The organism is Streptomyces sp. NPDC059994 (genome assembly GCF_042737755.1).
Lineage (GTDB): Bacteria > Actinomycetota > Actinomycetes > Streptomycetales > Streptomycetaceae > Streptomyces.
Genome location: NZ_JBHWUR010000033.1, coordinates 1 through 21,436, shown reverse-complemented (window position 1 = coordinate 21,436; position 21,436 = coordinate 1). Strand labels below are relative to the sequence as shown.

At 70.2% G+C, this 21,436-nt stretch carries 20 protein-coding genes and 3 pseudogenes; 17 read left to right on the top strand and 6 right to left on the bottom strand.

From position 1 onward, the window contains the following. The first annotated feature begins 735 nt into the window (after nt 1-735). From ACFWA7_RS18440 to ACFWA7_RS18390, 11 genes and pseudogenes are all read left to right on the top strand, one after another. A complete protein-coding gene (locus ACFWA7_RS18440) occupies nt 736-1,650 on the top strand; it encodes a hypothetical protein (protein WP_385823893.1) in 915 nt (304 codons plus the stop codon). Nucleotides 1,651-2,525: 875 nt separating this feature from the next. Continuing rightward, a complete protein-coding gene (locus tag ACFWA7_RS18435; RefSeq protein WP_385823891.1) occupies nt 2,526-2,783 on the top strand; it encodes a hypothetical protein in 258 nt (85 codons plus the stop codon). Between the two features lie 399 nt (nt 2,784-3,182). Next, nucleotides 3,183-3,629 (top strand): cold-shock protein, encoded by a 447-nt coding sequence (locus ACFWA7_RS18430; RefSeq protein WP_385823889.1) that lies wholly within the window; start codon nt 3,183-3,185, stop codon nt 3,627-3,629. 155 nt (nt 3,630-3,784) lie between these two features. Continuing rightward, nucleotides 3,785-3,955: pseudogene (locus ACFWA7_RS18425) on the top strand (transposase); the annotation flags it as partial. 308 nt (nt 3,956-4,263) lie between these two features. Continuing rightward, complete coding sequence (locus tag ACFWA7_RS18420; protein ID WP_385823887.1) at nt 4,264-4,683, top strand: pyridoxal-dependent decarboxylase; 420 nt, start codon at nt 4,264-4,266, stop codon at nt 4,681-4,683. A 507-nt stretch (nt 4,684-5,190) separates the two neighbouring features. Next, complete coding sequence (locus ACFWA7_RS18415; RefSeq protein WP_385823885.1) at nt 5,191-6,732, top strand: sigma-70 family RNA polymerase sigma factor; 1,542 nt, start codon at nt 5,191-5,193, stop codon at nt 6,730-6,732. A 609-nt stretch (nt 6,733-7,341) separates the two neighbouring features. Continuing rightward, nucleotides 7,342-9,723 carry a non-reducing end alpha-L-arabinofuranosidase family hydrolase gene (locus ACFWA7_RS18410; RefSeq protein ID WP_385823883.1) on the top strand — a complete coding sequence of 794 codons (2,382 nt, stop codon included), beginning with the start codon at nt 7,342-7,344 and terminating at the stop codon, nt 9,721-9,723. Nucleotides 9,724-10,413: 690 nt separating this feature from the next. Then, the gene (locus tag ACFWA7_RS18405) at nt 10,414-10,542 is read left to right on the top strand and encodes a hypothetical protein (protein ID WP_385538858.1); all 129 of its coding nucleotides are present in this window, start codon (nt 10,414-10,416) and stop codon (nt 10,540-10,542) included. Nucleotides 10,543-10,606: 64 nt separating this feature from the next. Continuing rightward, the gene (locus tag ACFWA7_RS18400) at nt 10,607-11,113 is read left to right on the top strand and encodes a SigE family RNA polymerase sigma factor (RefSeq protein WP_385538856.1); all 507 of its coding nucleotides are present in this window, start codon (nt 10,607-10,609) and stop codon (nt 11,111-11,113) included. Nucleotides 11,114-11,178: 65 nt separating this feature from the next. Next, on the top strand, nt 11,179-11,982 hold the full coding sequence (locus ACFWA7_RS18395; RefSeq protein WP_385538854.1) for a hypothetical protein: 804 nt from the start codon (nt 11,179-11,181) through the stop codon (nt 11,980-11,982). A 271-nt stretch (nt 11,983-12,253) separates the two neighbouring features. Further along, nucleotides 12,254-12,796, top strand: coding sequence for a HEAT repeat domain-containing protein (locus tag ACFWA7_RS18390; protein ID WP_385538853.1), 543 nt, complete (start codon nt 12,254-12,256; stop codon nt 12,794-12,796). A 72-nt stretch (nt 12,797-12,868) separates the two neighbouring features. On the opposite strand, the gene ACFWA7_RS18385 is transcribed toward ACFWA7_RS18390, so the two are convergent. Both ACFWA7_RS18385 and ACFWA7_RS18380 read right to left on the bottom strand, forming a co-directional pair. Continuing rightward, nucleotides 12,869-13,543: an alpha/beta fold hydrolase gene (locus tag ACFWA7_RS18385; RefSeq protein ID WP_385823882.1), complete on the bottom strand. Its 675-nt coding sequence runs from the start codon at nt 13,541-13,543 to the stop codon at nt 12,869-12,871. A gap of 62 nt (nt 13,544-13,605) precedes the next feature. Further along, nucleotides 13,606-14,538, bottom strand: a complete 933-nt coding sequence (locus ACFWA7_RS18380; RefSeq protein ID WP_385823880.1) for an NADP-dependent oxidoreductase — start codon at nt 14,536-14,538, stop codon at nt 13,606-13,608. Between the two features lie 109 nt (nt 14,539-14,647). Between ACFWA7_RS18380 and ACFWA7_RS18375 the strand changes: the two genes are divergently transcribed. Beyond that, nucleotides 14,648-15,604 carry a GlxA family transcriptional regulator gene (locus tag ACFWA7_RS18375; protein ID WP_385538847.1) on the top strand — a complete coding sequence of 319 codons (957 nt, stop codon included), beginning with the start codon at nt 14,648-14,650 and terminating at the stop codon, nt 15,602-15,604. Between the two features lie 2 nt (nt 15,605-15,606). On the opposite strand, the gene ACFWA7_RS18370 is transcribed toward ACFWA7_RS18375, so the two are convergent. Continuing rightward, on the bottom strand, nt 15,607-16,455 hold the full coding sequence (locus ACFWA7_RS18370) for a helix-turn-helix transcriptional regulator (protein WP_385538845.1): 849 nt from the start codon (nt 16,453-16,455) through the stop codon (nt 15,607-15,609). A gap of 159 nt (nt 16,456-16,614) precedes the next feature. On the opposite strand from ACFWA7_RS18370, the gene ACFWA7_RS18365 reads away from it, so the two are divergent. The 4 genes and pseudogenes from ACFWA7_RS18365 to ACFWA7_RS18350 all read left to right on the top strand — a co-directional run bounded on the left by ACFWA7_RS18365 (nt 16,615) and on the right by ACFWA7_RS18350 (nt 19,059). After that, nucleotides 16,615-17,394 carry an NAD(P)H-dependent oxidoreductase gene (locus ACFWA7_RS18365; RefSeq protein WP_385823878.1) on the top strand — a complete coding sequence of 260 codons (780 nt, stop codon included), beginning with the start codon at nt 16,615-16,617 and terminating at the stop codon, nt 17,392-17,394. A gap of 31 nt (nt 17,395-17,425) precedes the next feature. Beyond that, on the top strand, nt 17,426-17,575 hold the full coding sequence (locus ACFWA7_RS18360) for a hypothetical protein (RefSeq protein ID WP_385823876.1): 150 nt from the start codon (nt 17,426-17,428) through the stop codon (nt 17,573-17,575). A 1,006-nt stretch (nt 17,576-18,581) separates the two neighbouring features. Beyond that, nucleotides 18,582-18,674: pseudogene (locus ACFWA7_RS18355) on the top strand (MerR family transcriptional regulator); the annotation flags it as partial. 220 nt (nt 18,675-18,894) lie between these two features. Beyond that, nucleotides 18,895-19,059 (top strand): hypothetical protein, encoded by a 165-nt coding sequence (locus ACFWA7_RS18350; RefSeq protein ID WP_385823874.1) that lies wholly within the window; start codon nt 18,895-18,897, stop codon nt 19,057-19,059. Nucleotides 19,060-19,261: 202 nt separating this feature from the next. On the opposite strand, the gene ACFWA7_RS18345 is transcribed toward ACFWA7_RS18350, so the two are convergent. Then, nucleotides 19,262-19,450, bottom strand: a complete 189-nt coding sequence (locus tag ACFWA7_RS18345; protein ID WP_385823873.1) for a hypothetical protein — start codon at nt 19,448-19,450, stop codon at nt 19,262-19,264. 176 nt (nt 19,451-19,626) lie between these two features. On the opposite strand from ACFWA7_RS18345, the gene ACFWA7_RS18340 reads away from it, so the two are divergent. Next, nucleotides 19,627-20,496, top strand: coding sequence for a response regulator (locus ACFWA7_RS18340; RefSeq protein WP_385823871.1), 870 nt, complete (start codon nt 19,627-19,629; stop codon nt 20,494-20,496). Nucleotides 20,497-20,560: 64 nt separating this feature from the next. On the opposite strand, the gene ACFWA7_RS18335 is transcribed toward ACFWA7_RS18340, so the two are convergent. Both ACFWA7_RS18335 and ACFWA7_RS18330 read right to left on the bottom strand, forming a co-directional pair. After that, nucleotides 20,561-21,007: a hypothetical protein gene (locus ACFWA7_RS18335; RefSeq protein WP_385823868.1), complete on the bottom strand. Its 447-nt coding sequence runs from the start codon at nt 21,005-21,007 to the stop codon at nt 20,561-20,563. 296 nt (nt 21,008-21,303) lie between these two features. After that, a pseudogene (locus ACFWA7_RS18330) lies at nt 21,304-21,436 on the bottom strand (IS5/IS1182 family transposase); the annotation flags it as partial.

Here is a 21,436-nt window from a genome sequence, read left to right as displayed (position 1 = left end):
CAGGCCGAGGGTCGGCACGCTTCCGTGGGGCGACGGGGGCCGTCCGCCGGGCGGGAGGCGAAGTCGACGGAGCCGGCGATGGGGGCTCAACGCCGAGGGCCAGACAGGGTGACGGCCTGCGGCAAGAACCGGCGATATGCGTACGATCCCGCCGTGCATGAAGCCGCAGCCGCGGGTGCGCGGCAGGCAGCAGGGCCGTCGCTCGGAGCATGCGCGTGGCTGCCCTGCCGGCGTCGGACGGGGCGAAGGGTCGATCGCGCTGCTTGCGTCGGCTGCGGCCCATCGCCTTCCGAGTCGCGGCGTGGCGGCGCGAGAAAGGGCGCGGCTCCTGCCCTCCTGGCTGGTTTGGAAAACCGATACGACGGCGTCAACGCTTATTCGTCGACCACCATCACCCGGATGGCACACACCCAGACCAACACCGAGAGCGTTTATGGAATATGACAACAGCAAAGCGACCCGTCTCCCTCCGCAGGACCGCGGAGGAAGGCGGACAGGGAGGCAGCTTTCACTCCGGGGCCACCCGGATCGGGAAGTGGATGTTCACTCCGCCCTCCACACGCTGGGGCAAGACGCGGAACGCAACGCTGGGGCACGAAGATCTGGAAATCGACCTTAGGTACTCTTCTACGATTTTCGAGGACTTCCTCCATACGATGAGCGTGATCCAGGTCGAGTTCGGCAAACGGTTGGGGAACGCGGCAGCGTCCGCAACCGCTGTCGACGGGTGCTCGGGTGGCAGCTCCCGTGTATGAGCCGTACGGGTACCCGGACATCCACGGTCTCCACCCCCAGCCGGAGGCCTCCGCGTTCTGGGACCAGCCCGAGCCCGTACAGCACCCCTCCACCGGGCAACCGCGCGGCGGGCCCGGCGAGGAGCATCCGGCGTGGGATCCGGTGGAGGAACTCGCCATCCTTCTCCAGGAGAGCGCTCCACCCGGGCAGCCGGAGCCCTTCACCCGAGTCGGCTTCGACGGCCTCGGTGATACGGCAAGCACCAGCGGGTGGGTCGCAGGGCTGGACCACGCCGCTGCCGAACATCCGCCCGCACCGCCCTCCGGCGGGCACCGCCGGAGCAAGTCGAAGTCGCAGGTAGCGACCCTGCTGCAAACCAGCAGTGTGTTCACCGCCGTGCTGGTCGGTGCCATCGCCGCCTTGGTGAGCATCCTCAGTGGGCTGGCCATCTGCGACGCCCTGCGCCACAGCGCCGCGCCTCACACGGCCCCCGCAGTGGTCAGCTGGTGGCCCATGCTGATCTACGGCCCATGGATGGTCGGCTCCCTGTCGATCCTCAGATCCGCTCTGCACCAGCGCCGCGCGCTCCATTCCTGGTGCGTCGTTCTGTTGTTCTCCAGCCTGGCCACGCTCCTGTGCGTAGCCCAGGCGCCCAGAACGATCGCCGCCGGGGCGGCGTCTGCTCTTCCCGCCGTCGCGGCGCTGGCCTGCTTCCAACAGCTGGTCCGCCAGATCACCCTCACGCGACCGCCTCGCCAAGCCGCTCCGCGACACCGGAACCCGACGGCATCCGCGTCCGTTCCGCTCAGGCAGACGGCCGCACCCGGACGCAGCCGGGTCGGTGTCCCTCCCGGCTACCCCGCGGCAGACAACAGAGCTGTCCACTCTCCGTCCCACGGTCACGGATTCGGGTAAGACGCATAACGGTCGTACGCGTGGGGCAGTGCCACTCGTGCCAGTCAATGTCACGGTCCCTGGCTCGGGCGATGTGTTCCGGTCACTATGAGAGGTGGTGGCGCGCGGTTGCATGGGAACGACGAGCGAGGTCACGCCGGCGGGGCGGCGGCTTTCTCCGATCACCTGCTCGGCAAGGGCCGGTGAGCTCCCGCAGGAGGGCTGGGCGCGGGTGCGTACCGTCGGTGCGGTCCGGCCGGTTGGCAGTCGTGCCATCAGCGGGAGCGGCCCGGCGTCCGAGCACGGGAGTGAGAATGCCGGCCGAGGGGCCCAGCGGAGACGGCGCTGTCGGACGACGACGGAAGAGGGTCGGACCTGCCATGGGCGGCTACCGCGAAGAGCAGAATCGGTAGCAGCCGCTGACTCCCTGGCCAACCCGGTCCTCCCCACACGTCGAAGGGGTGCTCGCCTGCACCTTTGAAACGAAGATCGAAACCTATGGTCACGGGCGGTGCGCATACTCAGCCTGACGGTCCACCCACCCTTGTCCTTTCGCGAACCGGGCCTGGGCGCGCGCCCACCGCGATGCGGTCCGGACCGCACCACCGCACCCCCGCACACCCTGCGTCCGGTCACCGCGGCACGCGCGAGCAACGTGCCGTCGGCCATGGTCATACCTTGCCGGGTACTGGGGCCGTGGGCTTCCGGCTTCCGGCTTCCGGCTTCCGGCTTCCGGCTTCCGCGGCTGAGGTGATCAGCGTCGCGGCGGCCACGGGCCTTGTACGCAAAGGGCTGGCGCACCCGGCGAATGGGCACAACTCGCCGAACCGCATTCACCACGCGCTCCCGCGCCTCACACCCACGTCCACCCACGTCTACCACGAAAGGTCAGCAACATGGTGTACGAGATGACCCACGCCGAACGTATCCGGTACAGGCAGCGCCAGGACGCCGCCTACCAAGCCGGCGACGAGGCTGTCACCAACCTCCAGGCGGCGCTCGCGCTCGCCGGGCTGACCCTTCCCTCCCTGAGCAACGACGGGCCGGTGGCCGGCCACGGCTTCGTCCGGCTCGGAGGATGCAACGCGGCCTTCGCCAACCGGCTCGCCGAAGTCATCGCCGCCGGTGCCGATGCTCTTCAGCGCCAACGGTGATGCCCGGCAGGTGGAACAGCCTCAGGAAGCGTCGTAGCGCCGCTTGGCCAGTGCGGGGAACTTCACGAGGCCGAGTCTCTCCCCGGGGTCGGGTCACGGTGCCCGCGCAGCTCCAGGAGCAGGCAGTTCATGGGCTCGGTCAGGGCCTGCTCCAGCCCTCACCGGACCACGATCGCCGGCCAGACCCGGTATGCGGGCCCGCGCCCTCATCGGACGAGCGGACCCACCCGGCCCGGTCGGCGGGACACGCCGCTACGGCGCGTTGTTCCCCATAGGCGCCTGCTGGCCGCAGTCACGCGGGGGTCCGCTGCTTCACGCCCCTGCGCACGCCCTGCCCGCCGGTGGAGATCGGGCGGACAGTTTCGCTTCCGGATCCGAGCAGCGCGGAGAGGGGGAAGCGTGTCGCCCTGCGGTGTCGTGAAGTGGTTCGACCCTGACCGGGGCATCGGTCTCATCAGCCAGGAGGGTGCCGGACCTGACGTTCAGGCGGAAGCCTCGGCCATCCAGGGCAAGGACGGCTGTCTGCGCCAGGGCGAGGAGGTCTTCTTCAACGTCACCCTGGACAGCGCGGGACTGCGGGCCGACAACATCCACCGTTCGGTTTGCAGCGAGACCCGGCGCCTGAACCCGTCGGACACGGTGACGCTGCACTGGGGGGTCTTCTGTCCCTGGTCAGCGGTGTCACGCGTCCCAGAGGCTCTCCCACGCGAGCGCGGTCTGAGCACCTGCCCGGGCCCGTGCCGTGAGCTGCCGGCACAGGACGTCCAGGGCGGCCTGGCCGTGGCGACCTCGGCCTCGACCACGGCCCAGCCGGGCAGTCCGCCCCATCCACGCACCGGGCGGTAACAGCAGTACCAGCGGGTGGAATTGTCACGTTTCCCGCCTGCCGGTGGATGCGGTGACGATGCGCGTCCGCACCGCGACAGCAGCGGGGTCCATGGTTGCAGCAACTGGCATGAGAGATCATCTCACTTGGGTTACGGGTAGTTGTCCGGGTGTTGATGGTGCAGCGGTTGGTGCCGGACGGTTTGTGGGAGTTGTTTCAGCGGGTGGTGCCGGAGGCGCCGACGCGTCCGCAAGGTGGTGGTCGGCGTCGGTATGAGAACCGTGAGGTGCTGACGGCGATCATCTTCGTGGCGACGACGGGGTGCACATGGCCGCAGGTCCCGCCTCGCCCACGGCAGCGCGTGGTTGACGGCGGGAGTTGACGCACTGGGCCCGCCGTGACGGCCGGTGGCGCACCCGGCCCTCCACTCGCGTAGCCGGCCCATGGGGAGCATGTATGCCGGACCCTGCCTCGGCCGGAGTGCTCGAACTCAGTGATCACCAGCTCCCCTGCGGGCCGAATCCGCGTGATGAGGAGGAGTCCCGCGAGCGCGCCTGCGGTGCTCCAGGGCCGTTCCTCTCCACGGCAGGCACTCGCCCGAGCCGTTCCCGCGTGCGTCCACCGCCGCGCGAGCGCCGCCCCCGGGGTGCTGGAGTGAGCCGATACCTGGACGCCGGACGCGACTACAGCAACTGGCAGCTCCCACTCGGCCGCCGCTTTCGCGCACTCAAACTCTGGTCCGTCCTGCGCTGCTACGGCGCCGAAGGGCTGGCCGCCCACGTCGAGGACGGCATCCACCTCGCCCAGCAACTCGCATGCCGCATCGCCAAGGACCCGCGCTTCGAGATCGCCGCCCCGCCCCAGCTCGGACTCCTCTGCTTCCGCCTCACCGCCGGCGAACAAGCCACCCACCACCTCCTCGACCGCATCAACACGACCGGCCGCGCCCTGCTCAGCTCCACCCGTGTCCACGGCCGCACCGCACTACGCGTAGCCCCTGGCGGCCACCACACCCGACCCGATGACCTGGAAGAACTCTGGTCCCTGATCGACGACTCGGCCGGACACCCATAAGGGAGGCCGGCCACCGCTGCCCGTGTGAGCGGGCGCTGAGCACGGCGGAGGAGCAGCTGCTCGGGCGACGGCTGGTGCGTGGTCGCGTCGTACAGGGGGCCTCAGCCCGCGGCCGCCGCCGGGCCTGCCCGAAACCGGGGCACATCTGCCGCGGTCACCTCCAGGCGTAGCCGTCTGGAGCGCAGTGGGCGGTGGAAGACACCGCCGCGGTCGATGGAGGTGTCGGCGCTGATGAGAAGTCGCCGGCCGACCCCGGGCACTCGGCATCGGGATGGCTCTCCCCCACACGAGGAGACCAGCGGGTCCTGGCGCCGAACCACGATCGAGCGGAAGCAGCACGCCGGGCGAGCGGGTGACCGAAGCCATCGGGTACCGGGCCCTCCAAGTCGGCGCGGGCCCCGGTCCAGTGGCCCGAGGCACAGGCTTTGGCCGCATACCCTTGCCGACGCTAAGGTGTGGCGCCGTACTCGGCGGATCACTCCCGTGAGGGAGGTGGGAATGGGGCTCATGGACGCGGACCACGCGGGGCTGGTTGTCGCGGCGCAGGCCGGTGACGATCGAGCGCGCGAGGAGCTGATCGCCGCGTACCTGCCGTTGCTCTACAACATCGTGGGGCGAGCGCTGAGAGGGCATGCCGACGTCGACGACGTCGTCCAGGAAACCCTGCTGCGCGTGGTGCGCGACCTGCCTGCCCTGCGTGCCCCGGAGAGCTTCCGGTCCTGGCTGGTGTCGATCACGCTCCGCCAGATCAATACCCACTGGCAACGGCAACGCGCCTTCGCCGACCGGACCACGGTCATCGACGAGGCACGCCGGATACCGGACGCCGGCGCCGAACTGGAGGACGTGACGATCCTGCGTCTGCATATGTCGGACGAGCGCCGTCAGGTTGTCGAAGCCGGCCGGTGGCTCGACCCGGAACATCGGGTGCTGCTGTCGCTGTGGTGGCAGGAATGCGCCGGCTCGCTGAGCCGTGACGACATCGCCGCCGCGACGGGGCTCACTGTCGCCCACGTCGGAGTACGCCTGCAACGCATGCGCGAGCAGCTGGAACTGAGCCGGACGATCGTCGCCGCGCTGGAGGCCGACCCGCGCTGTCCGCGGTTGGACGAGACCGTCGTCGGCTGGGACGGGGTCCGTGCATCGGTGTGGCGCAAGCGCATCGCGCGGCACACCCGCGGCTGCCCGGTCTGCATGGCGACGACGACAGAACGGGTTCCCGCCGAACGTCTGCTCCTCAGCCTCGCGCCGCTGACCGTCCCGGCCGGACTCATCGCCGCGCTGGCCGCCAAGGGCCTGCTGTCGGGTACGGCCACGAGCGCCGCCGGGCTGGCCACGGCACACGTCGCCGTCGGCACGGCGACGGGGGCGGGCAGTCTGCACAGCTCGCTGATCGACAAACTCTACGCGGTGACCGCTCAACCGCTGGTGGGCCTCACCACCGGCGCGGTGCTCATCGCCGGCACCGCCATCTACGCGACCTGGCCCGAACCGGCGCACCGGGTGCCCGGCGTCACCGCCGCTCCCACGGCCGGCCATCCCACGCCGATCCCGTCGCGCACCACCACGCCGGCCACGCCGTCCCCGGTGGGTCCGTCCGCCGTCGCAGGCACTGTTCCGCTGGGCGCCCAGTCGCTGGAGTCCGTGGACGATCCCGCCCTGTACCTCACGTATGCCGGCGACTTCGCGACGCTCGGCCGAGTCTCCGCGTCCAGCAGCGCGCAGACACGGCAGCGGGTCACCTTCACGGTCACCGGGGGGCTGGCCGACACACGGTGCGTCACCTTCCGCGCCGCCGACGGCCGCTATCTGCGCCATCGTGACCTGCGGCTGCGGCTGAGCACCAACGACGGCAGCCGACTGTTCCGTGAGGACGCCACCTTCTGTCCGCGCCCCGGGGCGGCCGCCGGGTCGGTGACCCTGCACGCGCACAACTATCCCGGATCGGTCCTCCGCCACCGCGACGGCGGCATCTGGCTCGATGGCTCCGACGGCACTCGGGCCTTCGCCGGCCAGGCTTCCTTCATCGTGCGCAGGGCCTGGGCTTGAGAACCGCTCCTTGAGCGTTCTGGACCGAGCCGCGCAGTGACAGCTGGTGATCCCGCACCACGATCCCGCACCACGCCGTCCTCAACCCGGCAGTGAGCCGAGTGCTGCGCGGAATCCGGCTTCGATCCGCATTCGTCGACGGCTGCCTCGCCGTGACCGGCCTGAAGGCTGATCACCGCAGCCGCCACCGGTTCCGGTCCACAAACCTCCGCTGATGTGCAGGACGGCGCGCCCTTTCCCCGGGGACGACCGGACGGCGGGGCCTGGCGTAACGCTTTTCGCCTGCGAGATGCATCACCGGGCAATCGTCCGGACGGCGCGGCTTTTCCGTTACGAGACCGCGAGTTCGAAGGCCTCCACTTCATGGGGTGCCCTTCCCGCCGCTCGCCATGACGTGCCGGCGTGGCAGGTTCCCCGACTTTCCCCGTTGACGTATCCCCTGAAGAAAGCCCCTCCAATGACGCGACACACCCACGAACCCCGGGCGACCGGTACGCAGGAACGGCCCCACGTCCTGCACCGCACGCGGCCCGCGACGCTTCAGGCCGTACCGGCCGATGCGCGCACGATCACGGCACCCAGGGTGACCCGCGACCTCCGAGGAGAATCATGAAGGGCCTGCACCGGCTCAGCCGGCGTCGCCGGACACTGACGATAGGACTGTCGGCCGCGGCGGTGGTGGCCGGTGTGGTGACGCTCCTCCCCAGCTCCGCCGGAGCCGCGTCCCTGGGTACGCAGGCGGCCCCCTCGGGCAGGTACTTCGGCACGGCTGTGGCCGCCGGCCGGCTCGGCGACTCGACGTACGCCGCGATCTCGGACCGGGAGTTCAACATGATCACCCCGGAGAACGAGATGAAGTGGGACGCCATCGAACCGTCCCGCGGCAACTTCAACTTCGGCCCCGCCGACCAGATCGTCAGCCATGCCATGGCGCACGGCCAGCGGATGCGCGGCCACACCACGGTCTGGCACTCGCAGCTCCCGTCCTGGGTCAGCTCCATCCGCGACGCGAACACGCTGCGCAGCGTGATGAACAACCACATCACCACCGAGATGACCCACTACAAGGGCAAGATCTACGCCTGGGACGTGGTCAACGAGGCGTTCGCCGACGGCGGCAGCGGCCAGCACCGCAGCTCGGTGTTCCAGAACGTGCTGGGCAACGGCTTCATCGAGGAAGCGTTCCGCACCGCCCGGACCGCCGACTCCTCGGCCAAGCTCTGCTACAACGACTACAACATCGAGAACTGGTCGGACGCCAAGACCCAGGGCGTCTACAGCATGGTCAAGGACTTCAAGTCCCGCGGCGTGCCGATCGACTGCGTCGGGTTCCAGAGCCACTTCGGCACCGGCGGCCCGCCGTCCAGCTTCCAGACCACCTTGTCCAAATTCGCCGCCCTGGGCGTCGACGTCCAGATCACCGAGCTGGACATCGCCCAGGCGTCGTCCACCAACTACGCCAACGCGGTTGGCGCCTGCCTGTCCGTGGCCCGGTGCACCGGCATCACGGTATGGGGCATCCGTGACAGCGACTCCTGGCGCAGCGGCGAAAGCCCCCTGCTGTTCGACAAGAACGGCAACCCCAAGGCCGCCTACACCGCCGTCATGAACGCCCTCAAGGCCGCTCCCGGCACCAGCCCGGGCGGGACGACCGGCGGTACGGGTACCGGCACCGGGGAGATCAAGGGCGCCACCTCCGGTCGTTGTATCGACATCAACGGCTTCACCACCGCCAACGGCACCCAGGCGCAGCTGTGGGACTGCAACGGACAGACCAACCAGCGCTGGACCTACACCTCCGGCAAGCAGCTGATGGTCTACGGCAACAAGTGCCTGGACGCCAAGGGCACCAGCAACGGCACCGCGGTGGCCATCTGGGACTGCAACGGCGGCGCCGGCCAGCAGTGGAACATCAACACCAACGGCACGATCGCCGGCGTCCAGTCCGGGCTGTGCCTCGACGCCGTCGGCGCGGCCACCGCCAACGGCACCAGGATCCAGCTGTACTCCTGCTGGACCGGCGGCAACCAGAAGTGGACCGGCCTGTCCGGGACGTCGACCCCGACGACGCCCGCGCCGACGGGCGGCACGTGTGCTCTTCCGTCGACGTACCGGTGGACGTCGACGGGTGCGCTGGCGCAGCCGGCGAACGGGTGGGCCTCGCTGAAGGACTTCACCAACGTGACGTACAACGGCAAGCACCTGGTCTACGCGTCGAACGTGTCGGGATCGTCGTACGGCTCGATGAGGTTCAGTCCCTTCACGAACTGGTCGGACATGGCGTCGGCCGGCCAGACCGGGATGAGCCAGGCCGCGGTGGCGCCCACGCTGTTCTACTTCGCGCCCAAGAACATCTGGGTGCTGGCGTACCAGTGGGGTTCGTGGCCCTTCATCTACCGCACGTCGAGCGACCCCACCAACCCCAACGGCTGGTCCGCGCCGCAGCCGCTGTTCACCGGCAGCATCCCGGGCGGCGCCCCGATCGACCAGACCCTGATCGCCGACGACCAGAACATGTACCTGTTCTTCGCCGGTGACAACGGCAAGATCTACCGGGCGAGCATGCCGATCGGGAACTTCCCGGGCAACTTCGGTTCGGCGTACACAACGGTCATGAGCGACACGGTGAAAAACCTGTTCGAGGCGCCGCAGGTGTACAAGGTTCAGGGCCAGAACCAGTACCTCATGCTCGTTGAGGCTCGGGGTGCGAACGAGCAGCGCTACTTCCGCTCGTTCACGGCCTCCAGCCTGAGCGGTTCGTGGACCCCGCAGGCCGCCAGCGAAAGCAACCCCTTCGCGGGCAAGGCCAACAGCGGTGCCACCTGGACCAACGACATCAGCCACGGTGACCTGGTCCGCAACAACCCCGACCAGACCATGCCCATCGACCCCTGCAACCTGCAGTTCCTCTACCAGGGCAAGTCCCCCACCGCGAGCGGCCCCTACGACAAACTGCCGTACCGGCCGGGTGTCCTCACCCTGCGGCGCTGACCTGCCCGATCCACGGTGAACGCGATTCCGGGCGGCCTGCCGGCACGGAGACGAGCGGTCTACGGCGCGGGCAACTCCACCTGCTGACCGATACTCACCGCCTTGAGGAACCCCAGCCGTGCGCCGGCTGGGGTTCCTCCCTTTTGTGGACTCTCATCGCGGATACGGGCCGAAGGACTGCGAGGCCACCGCGGCCACCGGGCCCTGGCGATCCGGTCCAACTGCGGCTCGTCCAGCCCGGCCAGGGCGCGGCGTGTGGTGGAGTCCGGGGCCGCAGTGCCGAGCAGGGCGGGTGGTGGACCTGCGCCTGCTCGGCCTCGGACAGGTTCTTCGCGCCGAGCACGATCGCGCCCGCCGGGCCCAGCAGCACATGCGCGCGGTGGCGCCGGGGCGCGCTCCCACCGCCCGGCCACAGCCGGCCCGGCGCGGCGGCCGGCCCCACACGGTCCGCGACCTGATGCAGCAGCACCACCCCGGCGTGCCCGACCAGCCCTCTCCCGATCGGGGGGCGCGGTGTGCGCTTCAGGGAAGCGGCGTTCTGCGGCGTCACCCCAGCACCGGAAGCCCACCGGAGCCGGAAGCCCACCGGAGCCCGAAGGTGGAAAGTGCTGAAGGCGCTCGGGGTCTTCCAGCGCGCCACCGGCGAGCAGCTGTGACGGATGCCGCGCCCTGGCAACCGGTACGACCGCGGTGACCGCCATCCAACTGCGCGGGTTCATCGAGCGCCTGGTCACCGCCGGGTACTGGCACGCAGACGGCCCCGACATCCTCACCGTCAGCGGGGGAGGAGAAAGAGCTCGCGCCCGCGCGACATCCTGACGTCTCACGTAGTCATGAGGGGTATGCACGGGGATCACGGAGCAAGCGAACAGGCGGGGACCGAGTGAAATCAGCACAGGAGGATGCGTACCTGGAGTTCGTGGCCGCGAGGGCGAAGGCGCTCTACCGCTCGGCGTACGCACTCGCGGCGGGCGACACGCATCTTGCCGAGGACCTGGTCCAGGAGACCCTCAGCCGGGTGTACGTGCACTGGCGCCGGGTGGCCGGTGCGGACAGCCCGGCGGCCTACGCCCAGACAGTCCTGGTCCGCACCTTCCTCACCCTGCGGCGTCGGCGCAGCACCGGCGAGCGCCCCATCGGGAACATGCCCGACAGCGCGGCGTCCGGCCCCGATGCCGCACTGCGGCTCACCCTGCTGGACGCGCTCGGCCAACTGCCGCCCCGCGACCGGGCGGTGCTGCTGCTCCGTTACTGGGAGGGCCACAGCATCGAGGAGACCGCCCAGATGCTCAGGCTGAGCAGCAGCGCGGTCCGCTCGCAGGGCACCCGGGCACTCGGCAGGCTGCGTGCGCTGCTCGGCGACAGCCTGTCCGATCTGGTTCCGCAGTGAGCACCGGCGCACGCAGGTCCATGCCGACGCAACGCCCCCATCAGCGAAAGAGAAGTGATGCCACCATGCCGTTCGAAGCAGACCTCGCACATGCCCTGGACCGTACGACGGACTCCGTCGAACCCGACCTCACCGCGCTGTTGAGCGGAGCCGTCCAGCGCGGGCGGAGCCGCCGGCGTCGGCGCGGCGCCGGTGTCCTGGCCGGGGTCGGCGCCTGCGCGGTGATCGCGGCAGGCGCCCTGGTGATGCCCGGCGTGCTCGCCGGGACCCACTCCGCCGGGTCCGACATGGAGCCGGTGGCGCTGGCGATGCCCCGTTCCGCGGTCACCGGTGACCAGATGGTCCAGGCCCTGAAGAGGACGCTCCCCGGGGGCCGCTTCAGCCAGGTGACCGGACAGAGCAACAACCCCTCGGACCCGTCCAACGGGAAGGTCGCCAACGGTGAACTGGTCGTCGACGACGGCCATGGCGCCGCCTTCGTCGGCGTCTCGGCCGTGCGGCTCAAGCTGCCGCTCGGGGACGGCGACGGGCTGAGCTGCGAACAGACGCCCGCGCGTGCCGCAGGCGACACCTGCACGCTGAGCGAGCTGCCGAGCAGTGCCGCGGTTCCCGGCGGGGCCGTGGTGATGTCGGAGCGGAACGCGGCCGAACACCCGGCCCGTACCGACGCCGCCCGCCGCTGGACGGTGACGGTGACCCTGAAGTCGACCGGCGCGCAGCTTCAGATGGTGCAGTGGAACAGCACCGGCGGCGGCAGCGGCGCCGGCACACCGAAGCCGACCCGTGCCGCTCCCCCGCTCTCCGAGCAGCAGGCGGTGGCCGCACTCACCGGTGCCGCCTGGGCGCCGGTCCTCGGCGCCGTCGGCTGAGCCGTCGCGACGCCGAAGGAGGTTGTGCCTGCCGTCGGCCCCTGGTCCCAGTACCAGGGGCCGGCGGCGGGGACACCCCACGAGACCGGCTTGTGGAGATCCGCGGCAACCTGACGGACCGGATCTCCGAAGCACAACGAGAAGGGTGGCGCCCACGACTTCACGCCTCTCCCGTGCCGGGCGTCACGCGCCCAACGCCCCCGACCCGCCTGCCTGAACCGCGAACAAAATCCCATTGCCGAAGCAGGGCACCTGACTTGAGACTGGGGTCATGCTCGGCTTCGTCAGGACCGACAACCCTGCACTCGTCTCCTGCCTGGGCGATCCTCACCGGACCGTCGCGGCATACCGCGAACTGTTGCGACGCGGCGGGAGTGCACTGAGCGCCATCCGCGCCGGCCTCCGCGACGAGCACCCGGCCGTCCGCGAGGGCTGCTGCCGCCTGCTCGATCACCTGGTCGACACCGAGTCGATGGACGAGCTCGTCGCCATGGCCGACGACCCGGACGCCCGCGTCAGGATCGCCGCTTTCCACGCGCTGGCTTGTGACCGGTGCAAGGGCGACACCTGTGCTCCGGGCGCTGACCGCGTCCTCGAACCCGCGCTGCGCCATCTGGCCTCGGACCCCGACCCCCACGTCCGGGCCAGGGCCGCCGAACTCGTCGGCAGGTTCGTCCACACCCATACGTGTGCCGGCGCCGCTCTGAAGGCGTCCCACACCGACGACCCGAGCCCCGCAGTGCGGAAGAAGGCGGGCTGGTTCAGGCCCGGCGGAAGTATCCACGAGCGGACGCTTCCCCGCGGCATCAAGTGACCACCGCACAAGCCGAACAGACACTGACCCCCTTCGTCGCGACGCGGTAAGCGGGCCGCTGTCCACGGTTGATCAGTCGTGCGAGGCCGCCAGCAGGATCTTCAGCAGGTCGTCGGGGGCGTCCCGCATCACGTTGTGGCCGGAGGCCAGGGCGTGTGTGCGCCAGGCCGGGTCGTCGCGCAGCCGCTGGTAGAGCGGGGTGAAGGGGGACTGCCCGTCCCAGCCGGTGGCGTACACGTAGTCCCTGCTCCGGTAGCGGTCGAGGCCGCTCCGAAGGCGGACCGACTGGAGCAGGGAGGCCAGCGGGTGGGGGGTGGCCCGGGGGTCGAAGAACGGGAGCGGTGCGCTGGAGTAGCCGGTCTCGCCCGAGCCGTCGAGGTACCAGGCGCGCTCCTGCTCGGTGACCAGGGACCAGCAGGAGTCCCCGTCCTGGGGGACCATGGCGTCCACGTAGACCAGGCCGGCCACCCGCTCGGGCACGCGGTCGGCGGCGCCGGTGATCACCATGCCGCCGTAGCTGTGTCCGACCAGTACGGCGTCGGTGATCTCCTGGTCCGTCAGGACGTTGACCACGTCGTCTATGTGGGTGTCGAGGTTGACCGTGGCGGTGAGGAGGTGTTTGCGGTCGCCGACTCCGGTGAGGGTCAGCGGGTAGGCGTGGTGGCCGTGTTCACGCAGTTGCCGGGCCAGCGGTTCGAAGGTCCAGGCGCCGTGCCAGGCGCCGGGGATGAGGACGAAGGTGGTCATGCTGGGTCTCCTGGGGATCGCGAACGGCAACGGTCGGGCGGTCGGGCGGGCGGCGGGGGCGGTCAGTCGGCGACCGACAGGACGATCTTGCCGGTGGTGCGCCGGCTGTCGCCGAGCTCGTGGGCCTTGGCCGCCTGCTCCAGCGGGAGCACCGAGTCGATCCGGGGGCGCAGCAGGCCGGCTTCGGCCAGGGCGGCGATCTCCCGCATTCCCGTCCGGTCGGCTTCCACGATCATGAAGGCGGCGCGCAGTCCGAGCGGACGCGCCTGTTCGGCCAGGTAGGCCTCGGCGGGGGAGGCCAGGGAGACCAGGACGCCGCCGGGGCGCAGGGTGCGCAGCGAACGCGGCCCGTACTCGCCGCCGACCGCGTCGAGCACGACATCGACCGGTCCGAGGGCCGTCTCGAAGTCGGCCTCGGTGTAGTCGAGGAGCTCGTCCGCGCCGAGGCCGCGCAGGAAGTCGTGCTTGGCCGAGCGGGCGGTGCCGATCACATGGGCGCCGCGGGCCTTGGCGATCTGCACGGCGAGATGGCCGACGCCGCCCGCCGCCGCGTGGATGAGCACCCGCTGCCCGGGGCGTACGCCGGCGACCTCCACCAGGGCCTGCCACGCGGTGAGCGCGGCCAGCGGCAGCGCGGCGGCCTGGACGTGGGTCAGCGCGGCGGGCTTGCGGACCAGGTGCCGGGCCGGGGAGGTCACGTACTCCGCGTACGTGCCCGCCGGGAGCGGGTGGCGGGGCAGCCCGAACACCTCGTCGCCCGGGGCGAATACGGTCACTCCGGCGCCGACCGCCTCGACCACGCCGGAGAGGTCCCAGCCGAGCCGGACCACGGCGCCGGCGAGCCCGCCGGAGGCGCGGTGCCAGGAGTCGGTCGGGTTGACCCCTGCCGCGTGGACCCGCACCAGCACCTCGGCAGGTCCGGGCTCCGGGCGGTCCACCTCGATGACCTTCAGTACGTCGGGGCCGCCGAAACCGTCCTGGCCGATCGCGCGCATCGTCATCTCCTCGTTCCCCCGGGCCGCTGTGGCCCGTTGAGATCAAGGTTTCCGCATTCCACCTGCACGATCGAGTGGCAAGATTGACAGCTTCTGAAAGAATCTTGCCATGCATCGCGTCGTCGTTCTGGCCCTCGAAGGCGTCTATCCCTTCGAGTTGAGCATCCCGGTGAGGATCTTCGGTACCGCCGCCGGGCCCGACGGCGAGCCGTTGTACGAGGTCGTCACGTGCAGCCTGGACGGCGGCCCGGTCACCACCAGCGCCGACTTCGCCGTCACCGTGGCCCGCGGGAGCGAGGCGCTCCGCGCGGCGGACACCCTGGTCATCCCGCCCTTCACCTGCGGCCCCGAGGCGACGCGGGACTGGCTGCCCGACGAGCTGGCCCAGGCCCTCGCCCTCCTGCCGGCCGCTTCCCGCATCGTGTCGATCTGCACGGCCTCGTACGTTCTCGCCGCGGCCGGTCTGCTCGACGGCCGTCCCGCCACCACGCACTGGAACGAAGCCGACCACTTCCAGCGGACCTTCCCGCAGGTCCAGGTCGACGCGAACGTGCTGTTCGTCGACGGCGGCCAGGTGCTCACCGCGGCGGGGGTCGCCGCCGGGATCGACCTCTGCCTGCACCTGGTACGCCGTGACCACGGCAGCGAGATCGCCAACCGGGTGGCGCGGCTGTGTGTCGTACCCCCCTGGCGGGAGGGCGGCCAGGCCCAGTACATCGAGCGCCCGATGCCGCAGCCCGCCACCGCCACCACGGCCGCGACCCGTACCTGGGCGCTTGAGCAGCTCCACCAGCCGCTCTCCCTGGCCGACTTGGCGGAACACGCCCAGATGAGCGTACGGACGTTCTGCCGGCGTTTCCGTGACGAGGTGGGTATGCCGCCCGGCCGGTGGCTCGTCCAGCAGCGGGTCGAACACGCGCGGCGCCTGTTGGAGACCACCGACCTGCCGATCGACCAGGTCGCCGCCCACGCGGGTTTCGGCACCGCCGTCTCCCTCCGCCAGCACCTGTCCACCGCGATCGGCGTCTCGCCCACGGCCTACCGGCAGGCCTTCCGCACCGGCTGAAGTTAGTCGCGGACCTGGGCGTTCACTGGGGAATGCGCGTCACCGGTGTCCGCGCCCAGGCCCGCGAGCAGGCGCAGCCCGTCCTCGGCGGGGCTGCCGGGGGCCGCGGACATCACCACCAGCTCCATGCCCGATTCCTCCGGCAGCGCGAAGTTCTCCTGGTGCAGTTCAAGGAGGCCGACCAGCGGGTGCCGGTACGCCTTGCGCCCATGGGTGCGGGCGCGCACGTCCGCGCGGGCCCAGAGGCGGCGGAAGCGCTCGCTGCCCATCGCCAGCTCGCCGATGAGCGAGGCAAGGCGCGGGTCCTCGGGGTATTTCCCGGCGGCCAGGCGCAGATGCCCGACCACGTCGAGGGTGCAGTTCTCCCAGTCCGCGTACAGACCGTGCTCGGCCTCCTCAAGGAAGAGGTGCCGGGCGATGTTCAGGCCCGGCATCGGCCGGCCGTAGAGGAGCCCGGCGAGGCGGTTCCCGGCGAGCACGTCCAGACGGTGGTCCATGATCAGCGCGGGTGCGCCGGCGACCAGGCCGAGGACGCGCAGCAGCTCCGGCCGGACCCGCCCGCCCGGCGCCTTCGCGGGGCGGCGGCGCTGCCGGGCGAGCCGGTGGAGGTGCCCGCGTTCGGTCTCGTCGAGGCCGAGGACGCGGGCGAGCGCGTCGAGGACCTGCTCGGAGGGCTGGGTCGCGCGGCCCTGCTCCAGGCGTACGTAGTAGTCGACGCTGACTCCGGACAGGTGCGCGACCTCTTCGCGGCGCAGCCCTTCGACCCGGCGGCGGCCGCCGGTGGGTATGCCGACGGCCGCCGGGTCGACCCGGGAACGCCGGGTCCGCAGGAAACCAGCAAGATCGTCCATGCCCCCAGTATGGCCTCGGCAATGCCCGTGAAGGGTGGCCCTGTCGTTACCAGGAAGTCCCGTCCGATGGAAGGGGCGCCCCTGAACGCCGGGCGCCGCAGCGCCCAGGATCGAAAGCAATCGAAGGCAATCGAAGGCATCCGATCCCAAGGAGTTCCCGTGAAGACGCTGATCGTCTACGCCCACCCGGAGCCGAAGTCGCTCAACAGCTCGCTGAAGGACCTCGCGGTGTCCACATTGGAGAGTGCCGGGCACGAGGTGCGGGTGAGCGATCTGTACGCGATGAACTGGAAGGCGGTCGTGGACGCCGCGGACTACGGCCCCCACGCCTCAAGTCCGCTGAAGGTCGCCCGGGACTCGGGCCGGGCGTTCGACGCCGGGGCGCTCACCCCGGACGTCCGCGCCGAGCAGGAGAAGCTCCTGTGGGCCGACACGATCATCTTCCAGTTCCCGCTGTGGTGGTACACGATGCCCGCGATCCTCAAGGGCTGGGTCGACCGGGTGTTCACCTACCACTTCGCGTACGGCGTCGGCGAGCACAGCGACACCAAGTACGGCGAGCGCTTCGGCGAAGGCACCCTCGCGGGCAGGAAGGCCCTGCTGTCGGTGACCGCCGGCGGCCCGGAGTCGCATTACACCGCTCGCGGGATCAACGGCCCCATCGACGATCTGCTGTTCCCGATCCACCACGGCATCCTCTACTACCCGGGCATCGAGGTGCTGCCGCCGTTCGTGCAGTACAGCACCGACCGGATGACCGACGAGGACTACCCGGACGTCGCCAAGGCCTGGGAACAGCGCCTGCTCACCCTGGAGTCGACCGAGCCGATCGCGTTCCGGCGGCAGAACTTCGGCGACTACGAGATCCCCTCGCTGCACCTGAAGGAGGGACTGGAGCCCGCGGGCCGCACCGGTTTCGGGCTGCACGTACGCGGCTGACCGCCGGACGGCGAAGTTCATCGGCGATGCCATGGCCGACGCCCCCGACGAGGCGCCGCCCGGCGTCGCCCGACTCGGCCGATCGCTCCTCTGTGCCGTCGTCCTCGTCGAGGCGGACGGCCGCCGGGTCGCGCTGGGGCCGCCCGCAGGCCCTCGCGCGGCGGACGGGCGGGCGGCATAGCCGTAGCGGCCCGGGGAGTTGAGGCCGGCGTCCGCCGGCTCCGCATCGACAACAGCTGGTTCACCGGCGAACCCACCGCGATCTTCGGCTGACACCCCGTCGTCGGCTGCCCCTGCGCCCTGCCCGCGTCGCTGTTCGAGGGCGATTACCTCGTTCTCGAACTCGCGGAAATCTATGTTGGCCGGAGTAGACATTCGTCGGTGGTGTGGTTATGGTTTCTCTCGTAGCCAGAGAGACAAGCAGGGCCCGGCAGAGACGAACTGCCGGGGAGCAGTACCCGCAGGTGCAGTTGCAGGACGGTGCGGTGGTGGAGTTGCGAAGCCAGGGTTGTTGCAGGACGGCGACGCGGCTGACGACCGGACCGGGTGGCCCGCAGTGATCAGGGGCCGCCGTGAGCAGTACGGCAGTTGACGCAGTTGCAGTACCGGTTGGTGCAGTACGCAGCACCCAGCAGTGAAGTCAGTGAGCGGTACCTCGGTGAAGGCGTCGGCTGCGGGCGCGCGCACCGGGAGGTTCGGCAGTGGGGTTCCAAGCCAGAGCAGACGCACGAGAGGCGACGGGGCTGGCTGCCGACGGGGTGGCGCTTGGTGAGGCCACCAGTAGTTCGCCATATCAGCAGTATCAGCAGTACGCGGTATCAGCAGTGCAAGCAGTACGCAGTTCGCAGTACCCCGTTTGGTAAGTGATTGGTTCAGAGGGAAGAACGGAGGAGCCGAGCGCCATCAGGATCGCCCGGGCGGAAGCCTTGAGCCCGGGTACCGCAGGACATCGATAGTGAGGTGGTCTCCGGTCAAGCAACCGCGATCCCCGCACCCCCGGCAGCGTGAAGGCCGGGTCTGCGGACACAGAAGGCCGGTGCGGCACTAGGGCCGGCAGATGGTGTAGCAGTTCCTTCGGGGCCCTGGTGCCATACGGCACCAGGGCCCCTCAATGCGTTCCACAGAGACAAGAGGGACAAGAGGGACAAGAGGGACCCCAAAGACCCCAGAGACCCAGCGAGGTGCAGATGACAGCAGACGACTCCTACGGCCGTCTCGACGACGACTACCCCGCCTACACCATGGGCCGGGCCGCCGAAATACTCGGCACCACCCAGGGCTGAAGACCGTTCTCCCCGACCCCGCCGGCGCGTCGACGACGGGTGCGCCGGCCCGGATGCCGGGCTGCAGCGCGCCGAGCCCGGGGCGGGTGTTGACGGTGACCGACAACTGGGCACACTCGACGAGGCACGGCGTGGGCGCGAGGCCGATGCGCAGAGCAGCCTGTCGCCCGTCCTGTGGCTGGGCCTGACCATGGGCGGGGCGCTGACGATCGCCTTCATGTTCACGTTCGGAATCCGGCACAACCTCACTCATATCGTGATGGTCATGGGCCTGGCCGGGCTCATCACGTTCCTCGTCCTGCTCATCCGCGAACTCGACGTACCGTTCGGCGACGTCCTCGGCACCGACGCCACGGCCTTCACCCGGTACTTCCGCACGTGAATCGAAGATTCTCAGTGAACATGCGGAGCGGTCCGGCATCGCGCCCCCCGTCCGACAGCCGGCCGGACGGGGGGCAGGCGCGATCTGGCCGACAACGGTGATGCGACTTCTCCTTGCGGAGTTCCGGTAAGGAACTCCGCGAGCCGCGCGTACTGCTCATCATCGATCTCGATGCGGCGCGGATCAGGCCGGGGCGGGGCCTTCAGGAGGAAGCGGGGGAGGTGACAGAGGCAGGCCGTGTCCACACCTCCAGTTCGCTCAGCGCCGCCGTGAAGTTGCCCAGCATCGGGCGTACGTGGTCCTTGTCGAGGGCGATGAGGCCGTCGGTGTGGGCGCCGCCGGGGACCTTGGTGTAGCGGTGGAGGGCGGCGCGGCCCGCGTCGGTGACCATGCGGTGGTAGACGTCGCCGAAGTCGGCCGGTGGGTGCCGTGGTGAGGGGGGTGGGTGTGCGAGGTGCTGTGGAGAGCGGGGCAGTGGTGGCGGAGGGTTTGGATGTACGAGGTGTTGTCGGGGACGGCCCCGTGATGCGGCAGGCTCCGGATGTACGGGGTGGGGTGGCGGGGGCCGTGGTGCCGCAGGCTCCGCACGTACGGGATGCCGGGGCGGCCGGGCCCATAGCGCAACAGGCCCCCGGCGTACGGGATGCCGGGGCGGCCGGGCCCGGGGCGCCGGAAGTACTGGACGTACGGAATGCCGGGGCGACCGGGCCCATAGCGCAACAGGCCCCCGACGTACGGGATACCGGGGCGGCCGGGCCCGGGGCGCCGGAAGTACTGGACGTACGGAATGCCGGGGCGACCGGGCCCATAGCGCAACAGGCCCCCGACGTACGCGTTCTCGTCGTCGACGACCAGGACCTCGTCCGCGAGGGCATCGCCGCGCTGCTCGGCATCCAGCCCGGCATCGTGGTGGTGGGCAGCGCGCGGGACGGGGCCGAGGCCGTGGAGCTGGCCCAGCGGTGCGAACCCGACGTGGTGCTGATGGACATCCGGTTGCCCGGCATGGACGGGGTCGCCGCCACGGCGCTGATCCGCCGCCAACTGCCCCGCTGCCGGATCGTGATGCTGACGACGTTCGACGACGAAGGGTACGTAGGACGGGCGCTGAAGGCGGGGGCGGTCGGCTATCTGCTCAAGAACCTGCCTGCGGCGGAACTCGCCCAGGCCGTCCGCCTGGCGCACGCGGGTGTCGCCCAGTTCGACCAGATCGTCCTCGCCGCGCTGGCGGCCGGCAGCCCCGCGCCCGACCTGCTGACGCCCCGGGAGACGGAAGTGCTCCGGCTCATCTCCGCGGGCGCCACGAACAAGGAGATCGCCGCGCGGCTCTATCTGAGCGAGGGCACCGTCAAGAACCACATCTCCCGCGTGCTGAGCCGGCTGGGGCTGCGGGACCGGACTCAGGCCGCGCTGTATGCGCGGGAGAACGGGCTGGTCTGAGGAGGGGGCGGCGGAGGCGCGGCCGACCCCGGGCCCGTACGCCGACTGCCGTCCAGGCCCGTACTCAGCTTCGCGGCCGCCCCATGACGATGGTGGCCGCGCTCAGGGTCGCGGCGCCGATCACCGCGAGGAGGATGCGCAGCGTCAGAGGCGAGTCGGCGCCGAGGATCGCGGGTGTGGCGACCAGGAACGCGCCGAGCGCGCTGATGGCGACACGGGAGATCAGGCGCATGCGGGAGTGTTTGATGATGACGGGCAAGCGCACCGCGGCCACCGGAGTGGTGACCGCTTCTTCGGGGCCCAGCCGGATCGTGACATGAGTGAGCGCGTCGAACGATGCGGCGTCGGGCTGGAGCCAGAACTCGGTGGAGTCGTAGCGCAGCGCCACATCGTGGGAGTCGTCCGAGGAGACACGCAGGAAGCGGCCGTCGGTGGAACAGGTCAGAGAGATCTTCGGGATCTCGGTGTAGTGCTGGGAGTAGAAGCTCACCGGCAGCCGTGCGGGCTTCAAGTCCCCCAGGCTGAGACGGCCCTGCGGTTCGAAGGTGAAGGTTGCGGCGCTCGCCAGATGGCGAGGAGATCCGCGTCCCTGCTGTAACCCGCCCGCTATCCGGCTGCAGCGAGCGATGAGTCGCGGCCGCATTTCTTCATAGAGTGATCCATAGAACGAGGACTCCCCCGACCCTCCGGCCTCCCCTCCCTCCTGAACATCAGGGGGGCGTGTAAGCGCAGTTGAATATCAAGTCACGGGCGCTTATGCCGCATAACGCGGCATCCGCTTCGACAAGTTCCGAACAGTGAGCGTTTTCAGCGTTGGCGCTCCAGGGTGAGCACGGCTTGAGCAATTGACGTCATTCGATTGGGGCTGCATCGGGAGTGACGGAAGATGTGCCAGGTCTTGAGGTGGGCGATGCCGCGTTCGACCGGGGCACGCGTGCGG

Bases quoted from the DNA above. Each gene is read 5' to 3' on its own strand.
- ACFWA7_RS18435 (WP_385823891.1), top strand. From the start codon at position 2,526: ATGGTGTACGAGATGACCCACGCCGAACGTATCCGGTACAGGCAGCGC.
- ACFWA7_RS18415 (WP_385823885.1), top strand. From the start codon at position 5,191: ATGGACGCGGACCACGCGGGGCTGGTTGTCGCGGCGCAGGCCGGTGAC.
- ACFWA7_RS18410 (WP_385823883.1), top strand. From the start codon at position 7,342: ATGAAGGGCCTGCACCGGCTCAGCCGGCGTCGCCGGACACTGACGATA.
- ACFWA7_RS18395 (WP_385538854.1), top strand. From the start codon at position 11,179: ATGCCGTTCGAAGCAGACCTCGCACATGCCCTGGACCGTACGACGGAC.
- ACFWA7_RS18390 (WP_385538853.1), top strand. From the start codon at position 12,254: ATGCTCGGCTTCGTCAGGACCGACAACCCTGCACTCGTCTCCTGCCTG.
- ACFWA7_RS18385 (WP_385823882.1), bottom strand. From the start codon at position 13,543: ATGACCACCTTCGTCCTCATCCCCGGCGCCTGGCACGGCGCCTGGACC.
- ACFWA7_RS18380 (WP_385823880.1), bottom strand. From the start codon at position 14,538: ATGCGCGCGATCGGCCAGGACGGTTTCGGCGGCCCCGACGTACTGAAG.
- ACFWA7_RS18375 (WP_385538847.1), top strand. From the start codon at position 14,648: ATGCATCGCGTCGTCGTTCTGGCCCTCGAAGGCGTCTATCCCTTCGAG.
- ACFWA7_RS18370 (WP_385538845.1), bottom strand. From the start codon at position 16,455: ATGGACGATCTTGCTGGTTTCCTGCGGACCCGGCGTTCCCGGGTCGAC.
- ACFWA7_RS18360 (WP_385823876.1), top strand. From the start codon at position 17,426: ATGGCCGACGCCCCCGACGAGGCGCCGCCCGGCGTCGCCCGACTCGGC.
- ACFWA7_RS18350 (WP_385823874.1), top strand. From the start codon at position 18,895: ATGTTCACGTTCGGAATCCGGCACAACCTCACTCATATCGTGATGGTC.
- ACFWA7_RS18345 (WP_385823873.1), bottom strand. From the start codon at position 19,450: ATGGTCACCGACGCGGGCCGCGCCGCCCTCCACCGCTACACCAAGGTC.